Origin of the sequence: Burkholderia sp. Bp9099 (assembly GCF_003857805.1) — a bacterium.
In the GTDB taxonomy this organism is placed as follows: domain Bacteria; phylum Pseudomonadota; class Gammaproteobacteria; order Burkholderiales; family Burkholderiaceae; genus Burkholderia.
The window spans coordinates 131,932-151,887 of record NZ_QTPU01000012.1; the positions used below are offsets into that span (position 1 = coordinate 131,932).

General features: G+C 67.3%; 18 protein-coding genes and 2 tRNA genes. 5 read left to right on the top strand and 15 right to left on the bottom strand.

What is annotated here, in order from left to right; translation table 11 throughout:
• Positions 1-78 precede the first annotated feature (78 nt).
• The 12 genes from queD to def all read right to left on the bottom strand — a co-directional run bounded on the left by queD (position 79) and on the right by def (position 10,975).
• On the bottom strand, positions 79-531 hold the full coding sequence (queD, locus tag DIE17_RS15850; RefSeq protein ID WP_044847357.1) for a 6-carboxytetrahydropterin synthase QueD: 453 nt from the start codon (positions 529-531) through the stop codon (positions 79-81).
• A gap of 18 nt (positions 532-549) precedes the next feature.
• Positions 550-1,182: a 7-carboxy-7-deazaguanine synthase gene (gene queE, locus DIE17_RS15855; protein WP_044847356.1), complete on the bottom strand. Its 633-nt coding sequence runs from the start codon at positions 1,180-1,182 to the stop codon at positions 550-552.
• A gap of 75 nt (positions 1,183-1,257) precedes the next feature.
• Positions 1,258-1,992, bottom strand: coding sequence for a 7-cyano-7-deazaguanine synthase QueC (gene queC / locus DIE17_RS15860; protein ID WP_044847355.1), 735 nt, complete (start codon positions 1,990-1,992; stop codon positions 1,258-1,260).
• A gap of 350 nt (positions 1,993-2,342) precedes the next feature.
• Positions 2,343-2,418, bottom strand: a tRNA-Phe gene (locus DIE17_RS15865).
• A 60-nt stretch (positions 2,419-2,478) separates the two neighbouring features.
• On the bottom strand, positions 2,479-3,180 hold the full coding sequence (gene esaR / locus DIE17_RS15870) for a response regulator transcription factor EsaR (RefSeq protein WP_124520558.1): 702 nt from the start codon (positions 3,178-3,180) through the stop codon (positions 2,479-2,481).
• A complete protein-coding gene (gene esaS / locus DIE17_RS15875) occupies positions 3,181-5,595 on the bottom strand; it encodes a sensor histidine kinase EsaS (protein ID WP_044847353.1) in 2,415 nt (804 codons plus the stop codon).
• Positions 5,585-6,175 (bottom strand): DUF4390 domain-containing protein, encoded by a 591-nt coding sequence (locus DIE17_RS15880; RefSeq protein WP_044847362.1) that lies wholly within the window; start codon positions 6,173-6,175, stop codon positions 5,585-5,587. Before DIE17_RS15880 ends, esaS begins: the two co-directional genes overlap by 11 nt.
• Positions 6,172-7,560: a 16S rRNA (cytosine(967)-C(5))-methyltransferase RsmB gene (gene rsmB, locus DIE17_RS15885; protein WP_124486705.1), complete on the bottom strand. Its 1,389-nt coding sequence runs from the start codon at positions 7,558-7,560 to the stop codon at positions 6,172-6,174. The genes DIE17_RS15880 and rsmB overlap by 4 nt, the downstream gene beginning before the upstream one ends.
• Positions 7,561-7,735: 175 nt before the next feature.
• Positions 7,736-8,593, bottom strand: coding sequence for a zinc metalloprotease HtpX (gene htpX, locus DIE17_RS15890; protein ID WP_006485774.1), 858 nt, complete (start codon positions 8,591-8,593; stop codon positions 7,736-7,738).
• A 99-nt stretch (positions 8,594-8,692) separates the two neighbouring features.
• Complete coding sequence (locus DIE17_RS15895) at positions 8,693-9,334, bottom strand: LysE family translocator (RefSeq protein ID WP_124520559.1); 642 nt, start codon at positions 9,332-9,334, stop codon at positions 8,693-8,695.
• A 110-nt stretch (positions 9,335-9,444) separates the two neighbouring features.
• A complete protein-coding gene (gene fmt / locus DIE17_RS15900) occupies positions 9,445-10,437 on the bottom strand; it encodes a methionyl-tRNA formyltransferase (RefSeq protein ID WP_124486706.1) in 993 nt (330 codons plus the stop codon).
• Positions 10,438-10,471: 34 nt separating this feature from the next.
• The gene (gene def, locus DIE17_RS15905) at positions 10,472-10,975 is read right to left on the bottom strand and encodes a peptide deformylase (protein ID WP_057924826.1); all 504 of its coding nucleotides are present in this window, start codon (positions 10,973-10,975) and stop codon (positions 10,472-10,474) included.
• Positions 10,976-11,160: 185 nt separating this feature from the next.
• On the opposite strand from def, the gene dprA reads away from it, so the two are divergent.
• The 3 genes from dprA (at position 11,161) to DIE17_RS15920 (ending at position 15,691) form a co-directional block, all read left to right on the top strand.
• Entirely contained in the window at positions 11,161-12,483 is a 1,323-nt protein-coding gene (gene dprA, locus DIE17_RS15910) for a DNA-processing protein DprA (RefSeq protein WP_260426208.1), read from the top strand.
• 36 nt (positions 12,484-12,519) lie between these two features.
• Positions 12,520-12,900 (top strand): thioredoxin family protein, encoded by a 381-nt coding sequence (locus DIE17_RS15915; protein WP_124520561.1) that lies wholly within the window; start codon positions 12,520-12,522, stop codon positions 12,898-12,900.
• Between the two features lie 193 nt (positions 12,901-13,093).
• Entirely contained in the window at positions 13,094-15,691 is a 2,598-nt protein-coding gene (locus tag DIE17_RS15920; protein WP_044847346.1) for a DNA topoisomerase III, read from the top strand.
• Positions 15,692-15,826: 135 nt separating this feature from the next.
• Here DIE17_RS15920 and DIE17_RS15925 read toward each other — a convergent pair whose 3' ends face one another.
• Complete coding sequence (locus tag DIE17_RS15925) at positions 15,827-16,876, bottom strand: LysR family transcriptional regulator (protein WP_124520562.1); 1,050 nt, start codon at positions 16,874-16,876, stop codon at positions 15,827-15,829.
• Positions 16,877-17,301: 425 nt separating this feature from the next.
• Here DIE17_RS15925 and DIE17_RS15930 point away from each other — a divergent pair, with 425 nt between their 5' ends.
• Positions 17,302-18,315: a D-2-hydroxyacid dehydrogenase family protein gene (locus tag DIE17_RS15930; RefSeq protein WP_044847344.1), complete on the top strand. Its 1,014-nt coding sequence runs from the start codon at positions 17,302-17,304 to the stop codon at positions 18,313-18,315.
• Positions 18,316-18,394: 79 nt separating this feature from the next.
• On the opposite strand, the gene DIE17_RS15935 is transcribed toward DIE17_RS15930, so the two are convergent.
• Together DIE17_RS15935 and DIE17_RS15940 are read right to left on the bottom strand one after the other, a co-directional pair.
• Positions 18,395-19,261 (bottom strand): patatin-like phospholipase family protein, encoded by an 867-nt coding sequence (locus DIE17_RS15935; protein WP_124486709.1) that lies wholly within the window; start codon positions 19,259-19,261, stop codon positions 18,395-18,397.
• 8 nt (positions 19,262-19,269) lie between these two features.
• Positions 19,270-19,674, bottom strand: a complete 405-nt coding sequence (locus DIE17_RS15940; protein WP_044847342.1) for a PaaI family thioesterase — start codon at positions 19,672-19,674, stop codon at positions 19,270-19,272.
• Positions 19,675-19,865: 191 nt separating this feature from the next.
• Here DIE17_RS15940 and DIE17_RS15945 point away from each other — a divergent pair.
• A tRNA-Lys gene (locus DIE17_RS15945) sits at positions 19,866-19,941 on the top strand.
• Positions 19,942-19,956 lie beyond the last annotated feature (15 nt).

The following is a 19,956-nucleotide window of genomic DNA, read 5'->3' on the forward strand; positions in this document are numbered from 1 at the left end:
GGAACGGCGCCGGGCGAGGCCGCGCGGCGTGGCGGCAGGCAGCCCGCGCCGGCTGGCGGGGCTGCCGGGAAGGCAGGATCAGCGGCCGGGCTGGCGCTCGACGTCGGCCCAGCAGTTCGGCGTTTCGTACAGGCGCACGCGCTCCAGGCGCAGGTTCACGCCGTAGTGCGCGTCGTACACGTTCGCGAGGATGTCGAACGCGATCGCCGCGAGGTTCTCGACGGTCGGGATCCGGTCGAGCACGACGGTCTTGTGGTCGGCCATCTGCTCGAGGAACGAGCGCACGACTTCGTCGCGCGCGTAGACCAGGAACGCGTGATCCCACTTGTTCACGAGGTGCTCGACCGCGAGCGCCTTCACGTCGGCGAAGTCCATTACCATGCCGCGGTCGGGCGCCCCCTCGGTATCGACGAGATCGCCGCGCAGCGTGACTTCGAGCACGTAGCGATGGCCGTGCAGGTTGCGGCACTGGCTGCGGTGATCGGGAATGCGGTGGCCCGCGTCGAATTCGAGTTTTCGGGTAATCAGCACGATGTCAAAAGCCGTGGCTCAGGGAATGTTCAGATATTTGTGGGTCTGCATCGACAGCCGCCATTGCGGATGCCGCTTGCACCAGTCGATCGCGAGCTTCGTATTGAGATCGCGCGACGGGCCGTCCATCGGCTGCACGAGAAAATACTCGAAATCGAGCTTCGCGTAATCGGCCAGCCGCTGGTTGTCCTGCGGGATCACGACCTTCAGTTCGTTGCCCTTCGTGACGACGAGCGGCGCGTCGGCCTTCGGGCTCACGCAGATCCAGTCGATCGTCTCGAGCACCGGCAGCGAGCCGTTGGTCTCGATCGCGATCTCGAAGCCCGCCGCGTGCAGCGCGTCGACGAGCGGCTGGTCGAGCTGCAGCATCGGCTCGCCGCCCGTGCAGACGACGAAGCGGTGCGCCTCGCCGTCCGGCCACAGGCCGGCGATCGTCGCGACGAGCGCGTCGGCGTCCTTGAACTTGCCGCCGTTCTCGCCGTCGGTGCCGACGAAGTCGGTATCGCAGAAGCGGCACACGGCGTCCGCCCGATCCTCTTCGCGACCCGACCACAGATTGCAGCCGGCGAACCGGCAGAACACGGCCGGACGGCCCGCGTTCGCGCCCTCGCCCTGCAACGTGTAGAAAATTTCCTTGACCGCGTAAGTCATCGTGCTTCGTCCGGCTCGCGCCGCTCGTTGTCGATCAGAATCCGTTATCCATCCGGCACTGCCGGCGCACCCGCGTCACAGCGGTGCTTCGGTCACGCGCTCGCCCTTCAGGTAGGCCTCGTAGCCGCGCTTGCGCAGCTTGCAGGCCGGGCATTCGCCGCAGCCGAAGCCCCAGTCGTGCAGTTCCGCGCGCTCGCCCACGTAGCACGTGTGCGTCTCGACGCGGATCAGCTCGACGAGCGCCTCGCCGCCGAGCTGCTCGGCGAGTTGCCAGGTCTGCGCCTTGTCGAGCCACATCAGTGGCGTCTCGAGCACCATGCGCGTGTCCATGCCGAGGTTCAGCGCGACCTGCAGCGCCTTCATCGTATCGTCGCGGCAGTCCGGGTAGCCCGAGAAATCGGTCTCGCACATCCCGCCGACCAGCACGCGCAAGCCGCGGCGATAGGCGATCGCGGCCGCGATCGTCATGAACAGCAGGTTGCGGCCCGGCACGAACGTGTTCGGCAAGCCGTTCGCCGCGGTCTCGATCTCGATCGTGCGGGTCATCGCGGTATCGCTGATCGCGCCGAGCACCGACAGGTCGACCATGTGATCGTCGCCGAGGCGGTCGGCCCAGGCGGGAAACTGACGCTTCAGCGCGTCGCGCACGCCTTCGCGACATTCGAGTTCGACGCGGTGGCGCTGGCCGTAATCGAAGCCGAGCGTCTCGACCGTCTGGTAGCGTTCGAGGGCCCAGGCCACGCACGTGGCCGAGTCCTGCCCGCCGGAAAACAACACGAGCGCGCCGTCTTTAGCGTCTGTCCGAATCACCGTGATACTCCGTGAATGTGTAGGCTCGCGTCGCGCTGCGCCCCGGGGCCGGCTGCCGCCGGGCGGCCCGACGCGTGCCGGCCTGCGCCGGCTCGACCAGTATAGGCAGCGCGGTCGGCCGCGAACGCGGCGGAGCGCTTATACCGCCCATCGCGCGGCTTCGTTGCCGCACATCACGGCAGCGCCTGCGGGCAACCTTGCCGTGCGCATGAAGCGATGCGCTAAGTCATTGAGCGGGCACGGATTTTATCACGCCCCGGCGAATGCTGCCGGACGCACCGCCGACGCCGCGCGAACCCACCACAAACGAAAAACCCCAAGAACCTTCCGATTCTTGGGGTTGGAACTGCTGGTGGCCTGGGACGGAATCGAACCATCGACACGCGGATTTTCAATCCGCTGCTCTACCAACTGAGCTACCGGGCCAACGAAGAAACAAAGTATATCGAGCTTTATTGAGTCGCACAAGGGGTTTCGTGAAATTTCTTATACGGCCCCTTCCGACGGCTTCTTGCCGAGCTCGACGCCGAGCTGCTTGAGCTTGCGATACAGGTGCGTGCGCTCGAGGCCCGTCTTCTCCGCGACGCGCGTCATGCTGCCGTTCTCGCGCGCGAGGTGATATTCGAAGTACGCGCGTTCGAACGCGTCGCGCGCTTCGCGCAACGGGATGTCGAACGAAATCGCGGCCGTCTGGCCCGCGAGGCCGAGCGCCGCGGCCATGTCGTCGCCGAGCGTCGGCAGCGCGGCCGCGGACGCGACCGCCGCCTGGCCCGATGCCTGGCCGCCACCCGCCTTCGCCGCCGCATTGGCAGACACCGGTGCCGCGCCGCGCGCGAGACCGTGCTCGACGGACTTCAGCAGCTTCTGCAGTGCGATCGGCTTCTCGAGGAAATCGAGTGCGCCGATCTTCGTCGCCTCGACGGCGGTATCGATCGTCGCGTGCCCGGACATCATGATCACGGGCATCGTCAACAGGCCCTGCGCCGCCCATTCCTTGAGCAGCGTGACGCCGTCGGTATCGGGCATCCAGATATCGAGCAGCACGAGATCGGGCGCCTGATTCAGACGGTATTCCCGCGCGGCCTGCGCGTTTTCCGCCGCCTCGACGACATGTCCTTCATCGCTGAGGATCTCCGAGAGCAATTCCCGGATGCCCATTTCATCATCTACCACCAGGATGGTTGCCATTTACGCTGCCTTTGTCTGCACACTTGCTTTTGTCTTGGCGGGAGCCGCCCCGCCCTGCGCGCCGGATTCGACGCCTGGCGTATCGCTCGCCATCTGCAGGAACAGGATCGACACCTGCGCACCCTCGACGGTCTCGCCGTGCATGCGATTGCGCAGATCGATCCGCGCGCCGTGCTCATCGACGATTTTCTTGACCGTGGCCAATCCGAGCCCCGTGCCCTTCGCCTTCGTCGTCACGTAAGGCTCGAACGCACGGGTCAGGATGCGTGCCGGAAAACCGGGCCCGTTGTCGGACACGGTAAGACGTACCGCGACGCGCGTTTTGCCCTCGGCGTCGGGGTCGCCATATTCTACTGTCTTGGTTTCGATCAACACACGCGGATGCGCGACTTCCGCGACCGAATCCTGCGCGTTCTGCAGCAGGTTGTGAATCACCTGGCGCAGTTGCGTCGCGTCGCCGCGGATCACCGGCAGCGACGGCGCGAGTTCGGCGACGATCGCGCTCTTGCCTTCGCCGACACCATACAGCCCGAGCACCTCGCTCGCCAGTTCGTTCAGCTGCAGGTTGGCGAGCACCGCCGGCGGCGTGCGCGCATATTCGCGGAAGTCGTCCACCATCCGCTTCATCGCGGCCACCTGGTTGACGATCATCGTCGCGCCGCGCTTGAGCACGTCGGCATCGGGCGGCGCGAGCTTGTCGGACAGCTTCATCTGCAGCCGCTCGGCCGACAGCTGGATCGGCGTCAGCGGGTTCTTGATCTCGTGCGCGAGCCGCCGCGCGACCTCGCCCCATGCGACCGAACGCTGCGCGGAAATCACGTCGGAGATGTCGTCGAACACGACGACGTAGCCGGACGTCTGCGGATCGTCGGCCTCGCCCTCGACGGTCGATACGAGGCGCGTGCCGCGTACGAGCAAGGTCAGCGGATCGGCTTCGCCCGGCACTTCGATCGCGAACTGCTGCTGCCAGTGGCCGCGGTCGCCGCCGCCGTCGTCGGACGCCGCTTCGCGATCGGCGAACGCCTTGCGCACCATCGCGCCGAATTCCGCGACGACGCCGATCCGGTCGAGCGCCGTGCCGATCATCGCGCCGAACGGCTGGCGGAAAATTCGCTCGGCGCCGCGGTTGGCCGTCGTCAGCCGGAACTGGCGGTCGAGCACGAACACGCCGGCGGTCAGGTTCGCGAGGATGCTCTCGAGATAGGTCTTCGAATGCTCGAGCGCGACGCGGTTCTTCTCGACCGCGAGCCGCGCCTCGGACAGCTGGCGCGTCATCGCATTGAACGACTGCGTGAGGAAGCCGAGCTCGTCGCGCGACTTGATCTCGCGCTTCGGCGTGTAGTCGCCTTCCGTGATCTCCTTCGTGCCCTGCGCGAGCAGGAACAGCGGCCGCGCGAGCTGCTGGCCGAGCGCGAGCGCGAGCATCATCGCGATGAAGGTCGCGAGGAACAGCGCGAGCGTCAGCGTGCCGATGTACATCTTGCGCAAGCCCGTGCGGCCGAGCGATTTTTCCTGGTACTCGCGATACGCGCGCTGCACTGCGTCCGCATTGTGCGCGAGCGTGGGCGGCACCGGCTGCGTGAGCTGCAGGAACCGCTCCGCCGGCTGCAGCAGCGACGTCGTCGCATCGGGAATCGGCCGCACGACGCGCAGCCGCAGCGCGCCCTTCGCGCCATGCGCGCGCGGGTCGCCGTCGACCTCGCCCTCGATCGCCGCATACGCGCCGTGTTCGCGCGCCTGGCTCAGCATCAGCGGTGTCGGCAGGTCGTCCGGAATCAGCGCGGCGAAATTGCCCGATGCCTGCGCGACGATGTGCAGGTCGGGCGCCGCGCCGGAGCCGCCGCGGCTCGGCTCGACGATCGTCGCATCCTGCACGCCGAACTGGTCGCGCAGGCGCAAGAGCGTGAGCGTCGTGCCGTTCGTGTTCGCATCGACGCTCGCGAGCTGGTCGGACATCAGCCGCGCCTTCGTCTGCAGGTCGGACAGCGACGCGTCGAGCATCCCGCGGCCGAGGTTCAGGCCGGCCGTCAGCGCGGTCTCGACGTTCACGTCGAACCACGACTCGATACTGCGCGACACGAACTGGTACGACACGATGTAGATGATCCCGCCCGGCACCACGCCGACGAGCGCGAAGAACACCGCGAGCTTCGCGAGCAGCCGCGTGCCGAACTTGCCCTTCCTCAGGCGCACGACGATCATCCCGATCAGCCCGAGCACCACGAGCAGGAACACGAGCGCGACGACGATATTCGTCGCGTACAGCCACGAGTAGTAGCGGTCGAAGAATTCGGTGTTCGCGCTCGCGGCCGCGAGCAGCACGAGCAGCAGCAATGCGGTGATCGCGACGGTCGAGACGATCACGCGAACGAGGAGGCTCTTCCCGCTGGCCGCGCGGCGCACTTTATTTAGCACGTTCGGTCACCGTGAAGGTAAAGCGCTTCCAGTCCGACCCGAGCGTCCAGTCGCGGTTGTTCACCGCGTCGACCTGGAACGGCTTCGGCATCAGCGCCGTATCGAGCTGCATCCGCACCGAGGCCGTGTAGGTTTCGCCGGCACGCACCTGGTTGCGGTCGATCACGTGCCACGACGTGATGTGCCGGACGACCGCGAGTGCGTCCTTCAGCGACGGGAAGCCGAGTTGCAGGCCGCCCGTCGACACGCGGTACTCGCGCGTGAGCGGCTGGAACGACAGCCGGATCGTCTGCGACACCGACACCGGCTGCTCGTCGAACCAGTACCAGCGCGCGCGGCCCAGTTCGAAATCGGTCGTGAAGTACAGCGGAATGCCCTTGTTGACGGCATCCTCGAGGTTCGGATTCAGCTCGAAATCGAAGCGGGCATCGAGGCTCCAGCCGCTTCCGTCAGCCTGCAGCGATGCACGCTGCACGGCGATCGACTCGGCGCGCGCCGGCCGAACGACCGTCAGGCACAGCGTCAACGCGACCAGCAGGACGGCCGCAAGCCGAAGTGGAAAAAGGTGTTTGATCGTCACCGTTTCTGAAACCGCGCGTAGAAAAATCCGTCGTGATCGGTGTTCTGGTCGCGTGCGCCGGCCGCCCCGCCGTGCACGCCGCCCGGCAGCAGTTGGCCGGGCGCGTCCAATCGTACCGCATCTTCACAGGCCGCTTCAAACCAGCGCGCCTGCAATTCACCTTCCTCGGGGAAGATCGAACAGGTCACGTAGAGCAGTTCGCCGCCCGGTTTCACCAGCGGCCACAACGCGCTCAGGATGCGGCGCTGTTCCGCGACGAGCGCGGCGATGTCGGCTTCGCGGCGCAGCCAGCGGATGTCGGGATGACGGCGCACGATGCCGGACGCCGAGCACGGCACGTCGGCCAGGATGCGATCGAACGGACGGCCGTCGTACCACGCGTCCGGTGCGCCCGCGTCGCCGACGCGCACGTCCGCCGCGAGCGACAGGCGCGCGAGGTTCTCGCCGATGCGCGCCGCGCGGGTCGCGTCGCTTTCGAGCGCAACGACTTCCGCGTCGGCCAGTTCGAGGATATGCCCGGTCTTGCCGCCCGGTGCCGCGCACGCGTCGAGCACGCGCATGCCGTCGCGCGCACCGAGCCATTCGGCCGCGAGCTGCGCGCCTGCGTCCTGCACCGACACGACGCCATCGGCGAAGCCCGGAATGCGATCGACCGGCAGCGCCGACGCGAGCCGCACCGCGTGACGGCCGATCGCGGTCGCGTCGATCCCGCTCGCACGCAGCGTGTCGAGATACGCGTCGACGCTCGCGCGGCGCGCGTTCACACGCAGCGTCAGCGGCCCCTGGCGCTCGCCGGCCGCGAGGATCGCCTGCCATGCGTCGGGCCATGCGCGCTTCACCGCGTCGACCCACCAGGTGCGGTAATTCCAGCGCGCGACCGGATCGTCCTGCAGCGCCGCGACGAGCACGTCGCGCTCGCGCAGGAAACGCCGCAGCACCGCGTTGACCAGCCCCTTCGCGAACGCGTATTCGCGTCGCGCGCCGATTACAGTCACGGCCTGGTCGACGATCGTGAACGCCGGATATGCAGCCGTTTCCTCCGGATCGAGCAGCAGCGCGAATGCGCCGGCGAGCACCGCATGCACATGCGCGGGCGGCGCTTTGCTGACGAGCCGGCCGATCAGCCAATCGGCGCTCCCGAGACGACGCATCGTCCGGTATGCAACGTCCTGCGTCGCGCCACGCGCGAGCGCCTGCGTGCCGGCCGGCATCTGCGCGAACACCGCGGCCAGTGCCGCCGGCAGCGCGGTGCCGCGCCGCACCGCATCGACTGCCTGCGCGGCCGCGTCGAGCGCGAAGCCCAGCGAATCGGGCGCGAGATGCAGCGCGGACGGGCGCGCCGGGCGGCCGGAGGAAGACGGGGCGGAGGAACGGGTTCGTGTCATCGGAGCAAAATCGGCAAACGGGTGCCGCGAGCGGCGGGAACCCTGCGGCCGCATGGCCGCCGCGATTCCAAACCGCGCATTGTAGCGTGAGGTCATGCGGCCCCTTTACGGGGCGCACAAATGAAACACCCCGCAGCGCGGGGCATGCGGGGCGATGTGTCGAGCGCTGCGCGACTTAGTCGAAGCGGCCGGTACGGGCCATCTCCATCAGGCGCGCGATGCGTTCCTCGGTCGCCGGGTGCGTGGAGAACAGGTTCTGCAGGCCGCCGCCGTGCAGCGGGTTCATGATCATCATCTGCGCGGTGGCCGGATGCGCTTCGGCCGCTTGGAACGGGATGCCTGCCGCATAGCGATGGATCTTGTCGAGCGCGGTGGCGAGCGACTGCGGATCGCCGGAGATCTGCGCGCCGCCGCGGTCGGCCTCGAACTCGCGCGCCCGCGAGATCGCCATCTGGATCAGCGCACCGGCGATCGGCGCGAGCAGCGCGACCGCAATCCCCGCGATCGGGTTGGCCGGACGGCCGTTTTCGTCGCGGCCGCCGAAGAACATCGCGAAGTTGGCCAGCGCCGAAATCGCGCCCGCCATCGTCGCGGTGATCGTCGAGATCAGGATGTCGCGGTGCTTCACGTGCGCGAGCTCGTGCGCCATCACCCCGCGCATCTCGCGCTCGGACAGCACGCGCAGGATGCCCGTCGTCGCGGCGACTGCCGCGTGCTCGGGGTTGCGGCCCGTGGCGAACGCGTTCGGCGCGTCCTCGTTGATCAGATAGACGCGCGGCATCGGCAGGTTCGCGCGCGTGGCGAGCTCGCGCACCATCCGGTAGAACTGCGGCGCCGTGTTCTCGTCGACTTCCTGCGCGTTGTACATGCGCAGCACCATCTTGTCGGAGAACCAGTATGAGAAGAAATTCATGCCGAGCGCGAACAGCAGCGCGATCGTCATGCCGCGCGAGCCACCGATCATGCCGCCGATCACGATGAACAGGGCCGTGATCGCGGCCATCAGCATCGCCGTTTTGACCCAATTGAACATACCCACTCCTTATCCGTCAGGGGACCCGCCGACTTCACAATGCACGGCGGAAAATTGTAAGCGATTTGTTAGATAAGGTCTTGCCGGAAAAATTCAATTTCAGCGTTGCGTCGCCGCGAGCCGCAGCCCGAGGCCGACGAAGGCGCTGCCCACCGTGCGATCAAGCCATTTCCTGACGCCCGGCTTGCCGGAAAAGCGCTGCGTGACGCTACCCGCGACCCACGCGACGATGCAGCTCCAGACGGTACTCATCACGAGGAACACCGACCCGAGGGCCAGGAACGCCAGCGCCTTGTGCGGGCTGTCGGCCGACACGAACTGCGGGAAGAAGGACACGAAGAACAGCACGACCTTCGGATTCAGCACGTTGGTCCAGAAACCCTGCATGAACAACTGGCGCAGCGGCTTCGCGGCCGTGGCCTGCGCCGCCTCGGCGCCTGCCGGCGCGGCGGCCTGCTTCGTGATGATCATGCGCACGCCGAGGTAGATCAGGTAAGCGGCACCGACCAGCTTGATCGCCGTGAACGCGGCCGCCGACGCCGCGAGCAGCGCGGTCAGGCCGAATGCACACGCAAGCGTGTGCACGCAGCAGCCGGCCGAGATGCCGAGCGCCGACATCAGCCCCGCGCCACGGCCCTGCGCGACGCTGCGGCCGACGATGTACGCCGTATCGGGGCCGGGCGTGACGTTCAGCAGGAAGACCGCGAGCACGAAGAAGCCGAAATGGGTGATGCCAAGCATGAGAACCTCGAAACCGGAATGCGCAGGGAAATTCTACGCGCGCCCGCCGCGCTGCGCGACTCGGCCATCCGGCCGATTGCGCGCGGACGCGATGCCGTGTCGAATGACGCTCAGGCCGCGTCAGGCAACGCGAAGCGCTGGCCCACGGCGAGCGGCGAGCCGGCCAGGAATTCGCGCGCGGGCAGCCGCTTGCCGCCCGGTTTCTGCAGTTGCGTGACGCGCAGCGCGCCGCTGCCGCAGGCGACGACCACGCCCTCCGGCGCAGCCTCGACGATCGTGCCGGGCGCCATGTCGACAGTCGTGCCGCGCGCCGCCACCGGCTCGGCCGCCCACAGCTTGATTGCCGCGCCGTCGAGCGTGGCGACGCCGCCCGGGAACGGGTCGAACGCGCGCACCTGGCGCGCGAGCACGTCGGCCGGCTTGCGCCAGTCGAGCGCCGCTTCGTGCTTGCCGATCTTTTCCGCATAGGTCACGCCGTCGGCCGGCTGCGGCGTGGCGGGCAGCGTGCCGTCGCGCTCGAGCCGCACCAGCGCATCGACGATCAGCCGCGCGCCGTCGGCGGCGAGCCGGTCGTGCAGCGTGGCGGTCGTGTCGTCGGACGCGATCGCGACGCGCGCTTCCTCGATCATCGCGCCGGTGTCGAGGCCGACGTCCATCTGCATCAGCGTGACGCCCGTCTCGGCGTCACCGGCCTCGATCGCGCGGTGGATCGGCGCGGCGCCGCGCCAGCGCGGCAGCAGCGACGCGTGGATGTTGATGCAGCCGGCACGCGGAATGTCGAGCACTTCCTGCGGCAGCAGCAGGCCGTATGCGGCGACCACCATCACATCGTGCGGGGTCGCGCGCAGCAGCTCGATCGCGTCGGCCGCCTCCGCCGGGTACTTGCCCGCGCGGCGCAGCGACGGCGGCTGCGCGACGGGCATCCCGTGCTCGACGGCATAGCGCTTCACGGCGCTCGCCTGCAGTTTCATCCCGCGCCCGGCCGGGCGATCGGGCTGGGTGAGCACGAGCGGCACCGGAAAACCGGCCTCGTGGATCGCGGCGAGTGCGGCCGCGGCGAATTCCGGCGTGCCGGCAAAAATCACGCGCAACGTATGGGTCATGACAGCGTTCGGGATCGGGCTGGGCACACGCGCGTCACATCGCGCGTTCGAGTTTCTTCATCTTCGTCTTGATGCGGGTCTGCTTCAGCGGCGACAGATATTCGACGAACACGCGCCCCATCAGGTGATCCATCTCGTGCTGCACGCACACGGCCAGGAGGCCCTCGCAGTCGAGCTCGAAAGTCTCGCCGTGCTCGTTGAGCGCACGTACACGGACGTGGTCGGGACGCTCGACTTCGTCGTAGATCCCGGGCACCGACAGGCAGCCCTCCTCGTAGACCTGTTTCACGTCGCTCGACCAGATGATCTCGGGGTTGATGAACGCGCGCAGCTCGTTCTTCTCCTCGGAGACGTCGATCACGATCACGCGCTCGTGCACGTCGACCTGCGTCGCCGCGAGGCCGATGCCCGGCGCGGCGTACATGGTTTCGGCCATGTCGGCGACGAGCTTGCGGATCCGGTCGTCGACCTTGTCGACGGGCTTCGCGACCTTGTGCAGTCGCTTGTCGGGGTAATGAAGAATGTTCAGCAAAGCCATGGTGTTCGGTATTCGGTGGAGCGGCGTGCCGCATCGGCCATCCGGCCGGCTGGCGCCGCCGCCGGGATGCAATGAAGATGAGGCAGACGCGCGGCATATCAACGCCGCGGGTCATGCCTCCTGCAATTGGCCGGGCGCTCGTGCGCGCGGCCCTGTCGAGTATTTCGGATGATGAAAATTTTATCATGGCGCCACGCGCTCCGCTGGCCGCCGCGTTCGAGGGGAACCTCATGTCGCCGCAAGCGCTGACGACTTCCGCATTGCGCGCGTGGCTGCAGCTCGCGCATGCGCCGGGCATCTCACCCGCCGTGCTGCATGCGTTGCTCGACGCATTCGGCTCGCCGGCGGCGCTGCTCGCCGCGTCCGACCGGGCCATCGGCGCGGCGAGCAGCGCCGCCGCCGCGCGGGCGGTGCGCGCCAGCGAGCGGGACGACCTCGACGCCTGCACCGACGCCGCACTGGCATGGCTCGATACACCGGGCAACGCGATCGTCACGCTCAACGATCCCGTCTATCCGCCACGGCTGCGCGACCTGCACGACCCGCCGCCGCTGCTATATGTAAAGGGCAGGCTCGACCTGCTGCACGCACGCGGGCTCGCCGTGGTCGGCAGCCGCCATGCGACGCCGCAAGGGCTCGCCGACGCCACGCGCTTCGCCCATGCGCTGTCCGACGCGGGGCTCGCGATCGTCTCCGGCCTCGCGCTCGGCATCGACGGCGCCGCGCATCGCGGCGGGCTCGACGGCCGCGCCGGCACGGTCGCGGTGATCGCGACGGGCACCGATCTCGTCTATCCGGCGCGGCACCGCACGCTCGCGCACGACATTGCCGCGCGCGGCGTGATCCTGTCCGAATGGCCGCTCGGCACGCCCGCGCGGGCGTCGCATTTCCCTCAGCGCAACCGGCTGATCGCCGCGCTCGCGCTCGGCGTGCTCGTCGTCGAAGCCGCGCCGCGCTCCGGCTCGCTGATCACCGCACGCCTCGCGAATGAGTTGGGCCGCGACGTGTTCGCGATGCCGGGCTCGATCCACGCGCCGCTCGCGCAGGGCTGCCACGCGCTGATCCGCGACGGCGCGAAGCTCACCGCGACACCGCTCGACGTGCTCGAGGAGTACGGGCTGGACAAACCGGCAGCGCACACCGCCCACGCCGCGGCGAATTCGGGTACGCGCCCCGATAACGGCGAAACATCCGGCACGCTGGGGCGACGCGCGGGTGAGCATGTCGGGAAACCGGATTGCGCCGTTCCATCCATCGCATCGGCCGCAAACGAAGGCGTGCCGCCCGACAACCCGACCGAGCGATCCGTGCTCGCCGCACTGGGATACGGCCCCGTTACTTACGAGTGGCTCGCCGAGCACAGCGGCCTGTCGGATGACGCGCTGCACCGCGCGCTGCTCGCGCTCGAACTGGCCGGCCGCGTCGCGAGCGTGCCCGGCGGACGCTTCGCGCGGCTTGACGTGGCGCCCACTCCGCCCGCGTCCGGCGTGCTACAGTCCCCCGCATAGGGCGGCCCGTGCCGCCGACGCTACCCAAGGAATTCCATGCCCGCGCTGAATCTCGACACCGATGCCGATCGGATCGCCGAGCGCCTCGCCGATCCCGACACGCTGCTGGTCGCCTGCCTGTGCGCCGAGTGGTGCGGCACTTGCCGCGACTACCGGACGGCCTTCGACCAGCTCGCCGATAGCCATCCCGACGCCTGCTTCGCGTGGATCGACATCGAAACCCATGCCGACCGGCTCGACGATCTCGACGTCGAGAATTTCCCGACGATCCTGATCGAGGACGCGAACACCGCGCGCTTCTTCGGCACGGTGCTGCCGCACGCGACGATCGTCGAACGGATGCTGTCCGACTTGAGCGCCGTGCCCGGCGCGCCGCACGCACCGAAATTGCGCAATATCCTGAACGTCGAGGCGTGAACCGCGCACCGGCCGGGCGGCTTTTCGCGCCGTTGCGCGTGCCGCCGCGCCGGGCGCGCTTGCCGCCGTTGCGCCCCCCCTCTATGATGAGCCGCTTTTTGCACGCCGAGCCGCCGTCGCTGCGGCGTGTGCTATAAAGCCGTCGTAAAAGGGACCCACGCCGGCGAACCCGGTCTACCAACACACATCTGTCATGTCCAAAGCTCTGATCATTGCGGAAAAGCCTTCTGTCGCGAACGACATCGCGCGCGCTTTGGGCGGCTTTACCAAGCATGACGAATACTTCGAGAGCGACGAATTCGTCCTGTCGTCCGCGGTCGGCCACCTGCTGGAAATCGCCGCCCCGGAAGAGTACGAGGTCAAGCGCGGGAAATGGAGCTTCGCTCATCTGCCCGTCATCCCCCCGCATTTCGACCTGAATCCGATCGCAAAAAGCGAGTCGCGCCTGAAAGTCCTGACCAAGCTGATGAAGCGCAAGGACGTCGATCGCCTGATCAACGCATGTGACGCGGGGCGCGAGGGCGAGCTGATTTTCCGCCTGATCGTGCAGCACGCGAAGGCGAAGCAGCCGGTCCAGCGCCTGTGGCTGCAGTCGATGACGCCGCAGGCGATTCGCGACGGTTTCGCGCACCTGCGCACCGACTCGGACATGCAGCCGCTCGCCGACGCCGCACGCTGCCGCTCGGAAGCCGACTGGCTGGTCGGGATCAACGGCACGCGCGCGATGACCGCGTTCAACAGCAAGGGCGGCGGCTTCTTCCTGACGACCGTCGGCCGCGTTCAGACGCCAACCTTGTCGATCGTCGTCGAACGTGAAGAGAAAATCCGCCGCTTCATCCCGCGCGACTACTGGGAAGTGAAGGCCGAGTTCGCATGCGCGGGCGGCTTCTACGAAGGCAAGTGGTTCGACCCGAAATTCAAGCGCGACGAATTCGATCCGGAAAAGCGCGACTCGCGCCTCTGGAGCCTGCCGGCCGCCGAAACGATCGTCGCCGCGTGCCGCGACCAGGTCGGCACGGTGTCCGAGGAATCGAAGCCGTCGACCCAGCTGTCGCCGCTGCTGTTCGACCTGACGAGCCTGCAGCGCGAAGCGAACAGCCGCTTCGGCTTCTCCGCGAAGAACACGCTCGGCCTCGCGCAGGCGCTGTATGAAAAGCACAAGGTACTCACGTACCCGCGTACCGACGCGCGCGCGCTGCCGGAAGACTACATTTCGACGGTGCAGTCCACGCTCGAGATGCTCAAGGAGAGCCACAACTACCTGCCGCATGCGAAGCAGGTGCTCGACAAGGGCTGGGTGAAGCCGAACAAGCGGATCTTCGACAACTCGAAGATCAGCGACCACTTTGCCATCATCCCGACGCTGCAGGCGCCGAAGTCGCTGTCCGAGCCGGAGCAGAAGCTGTACGACATGGTCGTGAAGCGCTTCCTCGCGGTGTTCTTCCCGGCGGCCGAGTTCCGCGTCACGACGCGGATCACCGAAGTCGCCGGCCATCACTTCAAGACCGAAGGCAAGGTGCTCGTCGAGCCGGGCTGGCTGCAGGTGTACGGCCGCGACGCCGAAGGCGCGGACGCGAACCTCGTGCCGGTGCAGAAGGACGAGAAGGTGAAGACGGACGAGATCGCCGCCGTCGCGCTCGTCACGAAGCCGCCCGCACGCTACTCGGAAGCGACACTGCTGTCCGCGATGGAAGGCGCGGGCAAGCTCGTCGAGGACGACGAGCTGCGCGAGGCGATGGCCGCGAAGGGCCTCGGCACGCCGGCGACGCGCGCGGCGATCATCGAAGGCCTGCTCGGCGAGAAGTATCTCGTGCGCGAAGGCCGCGAGCTGATCCCTACCGCGAAGGCATTCCAGCTGATGACGCTGCTGCGCGGGCTCGGCGTGAAGGAGCTGACCGCGCCCGAGCTCACTGGCGAATGGGAATACAAGCTGTCGCAGATGGAGCGCGGCAACCTCGGGCGAGACGCGTTCATGCAGGAAATCGCCCGCATGACGCAGCAGATCGTCAAGCGCGCGAAGGAATACGATTCCGACACGATCCCCGGCGATTACGCGACGCTCGAGACGCCGTGCCCGAACTGCGGCGGCCAGGTGAAGGAAAACTACCGCCGCTTCGCATGCACGAAGTGCGAGTTCTCGATCTCGAAGATTCCGGGCAGCCGGCAGTTCGAGATCGCGGAAGTCGAGGAGCTGCTGCGGGAAAAAACCATCGGCCCGTTGTCCGGCTTCCGCAGCAAGATGGGCCGTCCGTTCTCGGCGATCCTGAAGCTCTCGTTCGACGACGAAACGAAGAACTACAAGCTCGAGTTCGACTTCGGCCAGGACCAGGGCGGCGAGGAAGGCGAAGCGCCCGACTTCTCCGCGCAGGAACCGGTCGGCGCATGCCCGAAGTGCAAGGGCCGCGTGTTCGAGCACGGGATGAGCTATGTGTGCGAGCACTCGGTCGCGAATCCGAAGACCTGCGACTTCCGTTCGGGCAAGGTGATCCTGCAGCAGGAAATCACGCGCGAGCAGATGGCGAAACTGCTGGCCGACGGCCGCACGGATCTGCTGCCGAACTTCAAGTCGTCGCGCACGGGCCGCAACTTCAAGGCATTCCTCGTGAAGCAGCCGGACGGCAAGATCGGTTTCGAGTTCGAGAAGAAGGAACCGAAGGCCGCGGCCGCGAAGAAGACGGCAAAATCGGCGACGAAGGACGCCGAAACCGTGACGGAAGGCGCCGACGAGAAACCGGCACCGGCGCGCAAGACCGCCGCCCGCAAGACGACGGCGCGCAAGACGGGCTCCTGACGCACCAAGCGCCGGGGTCTGCCCGGCCCGCAGTACGCCGGTGAACCGTCGATAAAAAAACGCGGATCGATCACTCGATCCGCGTTTTTTCTTGGTGCCTGCTGCCGGCCGTGCCGGTGCGCGGCCGCCGCGCCGTTACAGCGGCGACGGCACCGCGACGCGCGCGCGCGGCGAACGCGCGAGCCGCGGCTGCAGGTTCGGGTCGGTCGACCCGGGCGGCTCGGCACGCATCTCGACGCCGATCGGCGCAGGCGCCGCGCTCTGTGCGGCCCACTGTTCGCCCATCATCGCGTCGGTCGAGTGGCTGAAATATTCGACGAGGTGGTCGATGAACGTGCGCACCTTCGCGGGCAGGTGGCGCCGGCTCGGATACGCGATGTTGATCTCGACCTGCGGCAGCCGGAAATCCGGCAGCAGCCGGACCAGCGCGCCGCGCGCGATGTCGCTGCCGATCAGGTAGCTGGGCAGGATCGCGACGCCCATCCCGAGCAGCGCGAACTGGCGCAGCATCGCGGTATTGTTCGCGACGATCACGTTGGTCGGGCGCACGCGCACTTCGCCGTCCGGCCCGGTGAACACGCGCTCGTCGCCCCAGTATTCGGTCGGCAGGCTCAGCGCCGGGTGTTCGGCGAGATGCTCCGGATGGGTCGGCACGCCGTGCTTTTCCAGGTAGCTCGGCGTCGCGCACACGGTCATGCAGCCCGTGGTCAGCCGACGCGTGACGATGCTCGCGCTGCGCATCTGGCGCGTCACGACGATGCCGACGTCGAAACCTTCCTCGACGAGATCGACCTGGCGGTCGACCAGCGTCAGATCCGGCACCACTTTCGGGAAATTCTCGGTGTACGACTGCAGGACGGGCGCAAGGTTGTGCAGGCCGAACACGACCGGCGCGACGATGCGCAACGTGCCGACCGGCTCGTGATTGCGCGCGACGACCATCTGCTCGACATCCTCGAGCTCATCGAGAATCTGGCGCGCCCGCTCCAGATAGACCTGGCCCGACTCCGTCAGCGAAAGGCTGCGCGTGGTGCGGTTCAGCAGGCGCGTGCCGAGCCGGCCTTCCAGATCGGCGACGTGACGCGTCGCGACCGCGTTGGAAATATCCATTGCACTCGCGGCCCGCGCGAAACTGCCGAGATCCGCAACCTTGACGAACACGCGCATCGACTGCAAATGATCCATAACGACTCCTGCCGCTGTTACAACTTCAAAAAGTTGAAGCAAATGCGTAATTCTCCTACGACAGCGGAAATGATGCAGAGTTGCTCAACAAGGGCCGCCTTGACGATAAAAATAGTCAAAAATCCTCACTCATCGCGAATGGATGATCCAATTATTCTGATTGAAGCAACAATTGGGTGAACCTCCTCCGGTAAGCTGCCGAATCAGAAAGGACGTGTCTGATGCGACACAACATCGCATCCCGACGCGTCCGAGGGGAGCGGCGCCGGCTCAGGCCGGCGCCGATTGCGGCGGAGCGTAACAACCTGTTAAAAAGACACCACGACGTGCGCCGACGTAGCATCATGTCGGCCCCGGCCGGGCGGGACGGGTGCGCGACCTGCGCCGCCGCCGCTGCCGCTTTCAACGCGCGACTCCCGCTGATCATGAAAATTGCCATCCTCGACGACTACCAGGACGCCGTCCGCAAGCTGAACTGCTTCGAGATGCTCGCCGAGCACGACGTGAAGGTCTTCAACAACACGGTACGCGGCCTGGGGCAACTCGCGAGCCGCCTGGCGGAAGTCGAGGCGCTCGTGCTGATTCGCGAGCGCACGCCGATTTCGTCGCAACTGCTCGCCAAGCTGCCGAACCTGCGCATGATCAGCCAGACCGGCCGCATCTCGAGCCACATCGACCTCGAAGCGTGTACCGACCGCGGCATCGCGGTGCTCGAAGGCACGGGTTCGCCGGTCGCGCCCGCCGAGCTGACCTGGGCGCTCGTGATGGCCGCCCAGCGCCGCATTCCGCAATACGTCGCGAACCTGAAGCAGGGTGCGTGGCAGCAGTCGGGCCTGAAGACGTCGGCGCTGCCGCCGAACTTCGGCCTCGGCCAGGTACTGCGCGGCCAGACGCTCGGCATCTGGGGCTACGGCAAGATCGGCCGGCTGGTCGCCGGCTACGGCAAGGCGTTCGGGATGAACGTGCTGATCTGGGGCCGCGAGCATTCGCTCGAGGCCGCGCGCGCCGACGGCTACACGGCCGCCGAGAGCCGCGAAGCGCTGTTCGAGCAGAGCGACGTGCTGTCGCTGCACCTGCGCATGCACGACGACACGCGCGGGATCGTCAAGCAGGAAGACCTGATGCGGATGAAACCGACGTCGCTGCTCGTCAACACGAGCCGTGCCGAGCTGCTCGAGGAGAACGCGCTCGTCAACGCGCTGTCGCACAACCGTCCGGGGATGGTCGCGATCGACGTGTTCGAGAGCGAGCCGATCCTGCAGGGCTACAGCCTGCTGCGGATGGAAAACGTGATCTGCACGCCGCACATCGGCTACGTCGAGCGCGAAAGCTATGAGCTCTATTTCAGCGCGGCGTTCAAGAACATCCTCGCGTTCGACCAGGGCGATATGTCGAGCGTCGTCAATCCGGAAGCGCTGACGCCGCGCCGCGTGCGTTGACCGACTCCGACCGGTGCTGACCGGCACGGGCCGCGCTCGCCGCGCGGCTCTGCTGCCGGGCTTCCCGCCTTCCCCGCCTTCAGGCGGCCACGCGGCCGCCCGTCATTGCGTCGACGCGCGTGAGGAAATGCTCGCCGTCGCGCCGTCCGAGATCGTATGCATGCCGCATCTGCGACGGACTCGTGTAATCCCAGCTCGAAATCGGCACCTTGCTCGACGGCTGCACATACAGCCGCCGCTGGTCGCCGTGCGCGACCGTGAACATCTGCGGGCGCGGATACAGCCGCGTGACGAGCACCAGCACGTCGCCCGGCGACGTGTCGAGCGCGTCGACCGGCACGTTGTCGACCATCCCGCCGTCGAGTACCGGCCGGCCGCCGCGGCGCAGCACCGGCGTGAACGGCGGCGTGCACGACGACTGCAGGATCAGGTCGGCGAGTTCCTCGACACTCGCGCACGCCTGCGCGCGCACGAACTCGGGCCGGAAACCGAGCGTGCGCCCGAGCGTCGGGTGCAGCGTCTTGCGCAGGTACTTTTCGATGTTGTATGCGACGAGGCCCGCGGCGACCGCGCTGCGCGCGCCGAGCCAGCGCGGCACGTGCGACACGCCGATGCGGATCTCCGGCGCGTCGGCGAGCCGCGCGAACGGCTCGCCGTAGATGTCGAGCAGCGCCTGACGGTAGATCCGGTAATGCGGAAACACCGGCTCGCGGCCGAACAGGTTGCCCCAGTACGCGTTCTTGCGGTTGTGGCGCAGCGCTTCCTCGTAATAGCGCATCACCCACGCGGCGTCGCGTGTATACAGCATGCAGGCGGTCGCCGCGCCGGCCGAGATCCCCGCGATCACGCGCGGGCGCAGGCCGAGCGCCGGCTGCGCGACGTCCCAGAAGCCGGCCTGCCACCAGCAGCGATTGCCGCCGCCCGCGAAGACGATCTGGTCGAACATGGCGCCGCTCAGCTGACGAGCGCGTAGGTCGACGTCGCGTGAACGGCCATCTTGCCGTCCTCGTCGAACAGCTCGACTTCGCCGAATACCAGGTTGCGGCCCATCCGCAGCACGCGCGCGGTGACGAGCACGTCGCCCTTGCGCACCGGACGCATGAAGTTCGTGTTCAGCGAGACGGTGGTCATCGGCCGGAACTCGCCGAGCGCGGCCGAGATCGCGACCACCATCGCGGTGTCGGCGGCGGCCGTGAACACCTGGCCGCAGATGACCCCGCCCGAATGACGGAATTCGCCGGAAAACGGCAGGCGCATCGTGACGCTGTCGTCGCCGATCGATACGGGGACCAGACCGAGCGAGCGGACCCACGGGGCCAGCAGGCGATCCAGCAATTCGCGGACTGCGTTTTCGTCCATCTTCGAATGTCCAGAAAACGTTGCGCGACCGCCGCGCAACGGGTGTGGACGTCATCATACCGGGAGCGCGCCAACTGCGATGGCTCATTACCGCGGCGACGGCGGCCGTCGCCGCCACGAAATATTTTGAGGAAATTCGCAGAAAGGGCTTGCCAAGTCCAAAATACACGGGCATAATCTTTCTTCTGTTGGGGGCGTTAGCTCAGTTGGTAGAGCAGCGGACTCTTAATCCGTAGGTCGAGTGTTCGAGTCACTCACGCCCCACCAGGAATTCCAAAGGCC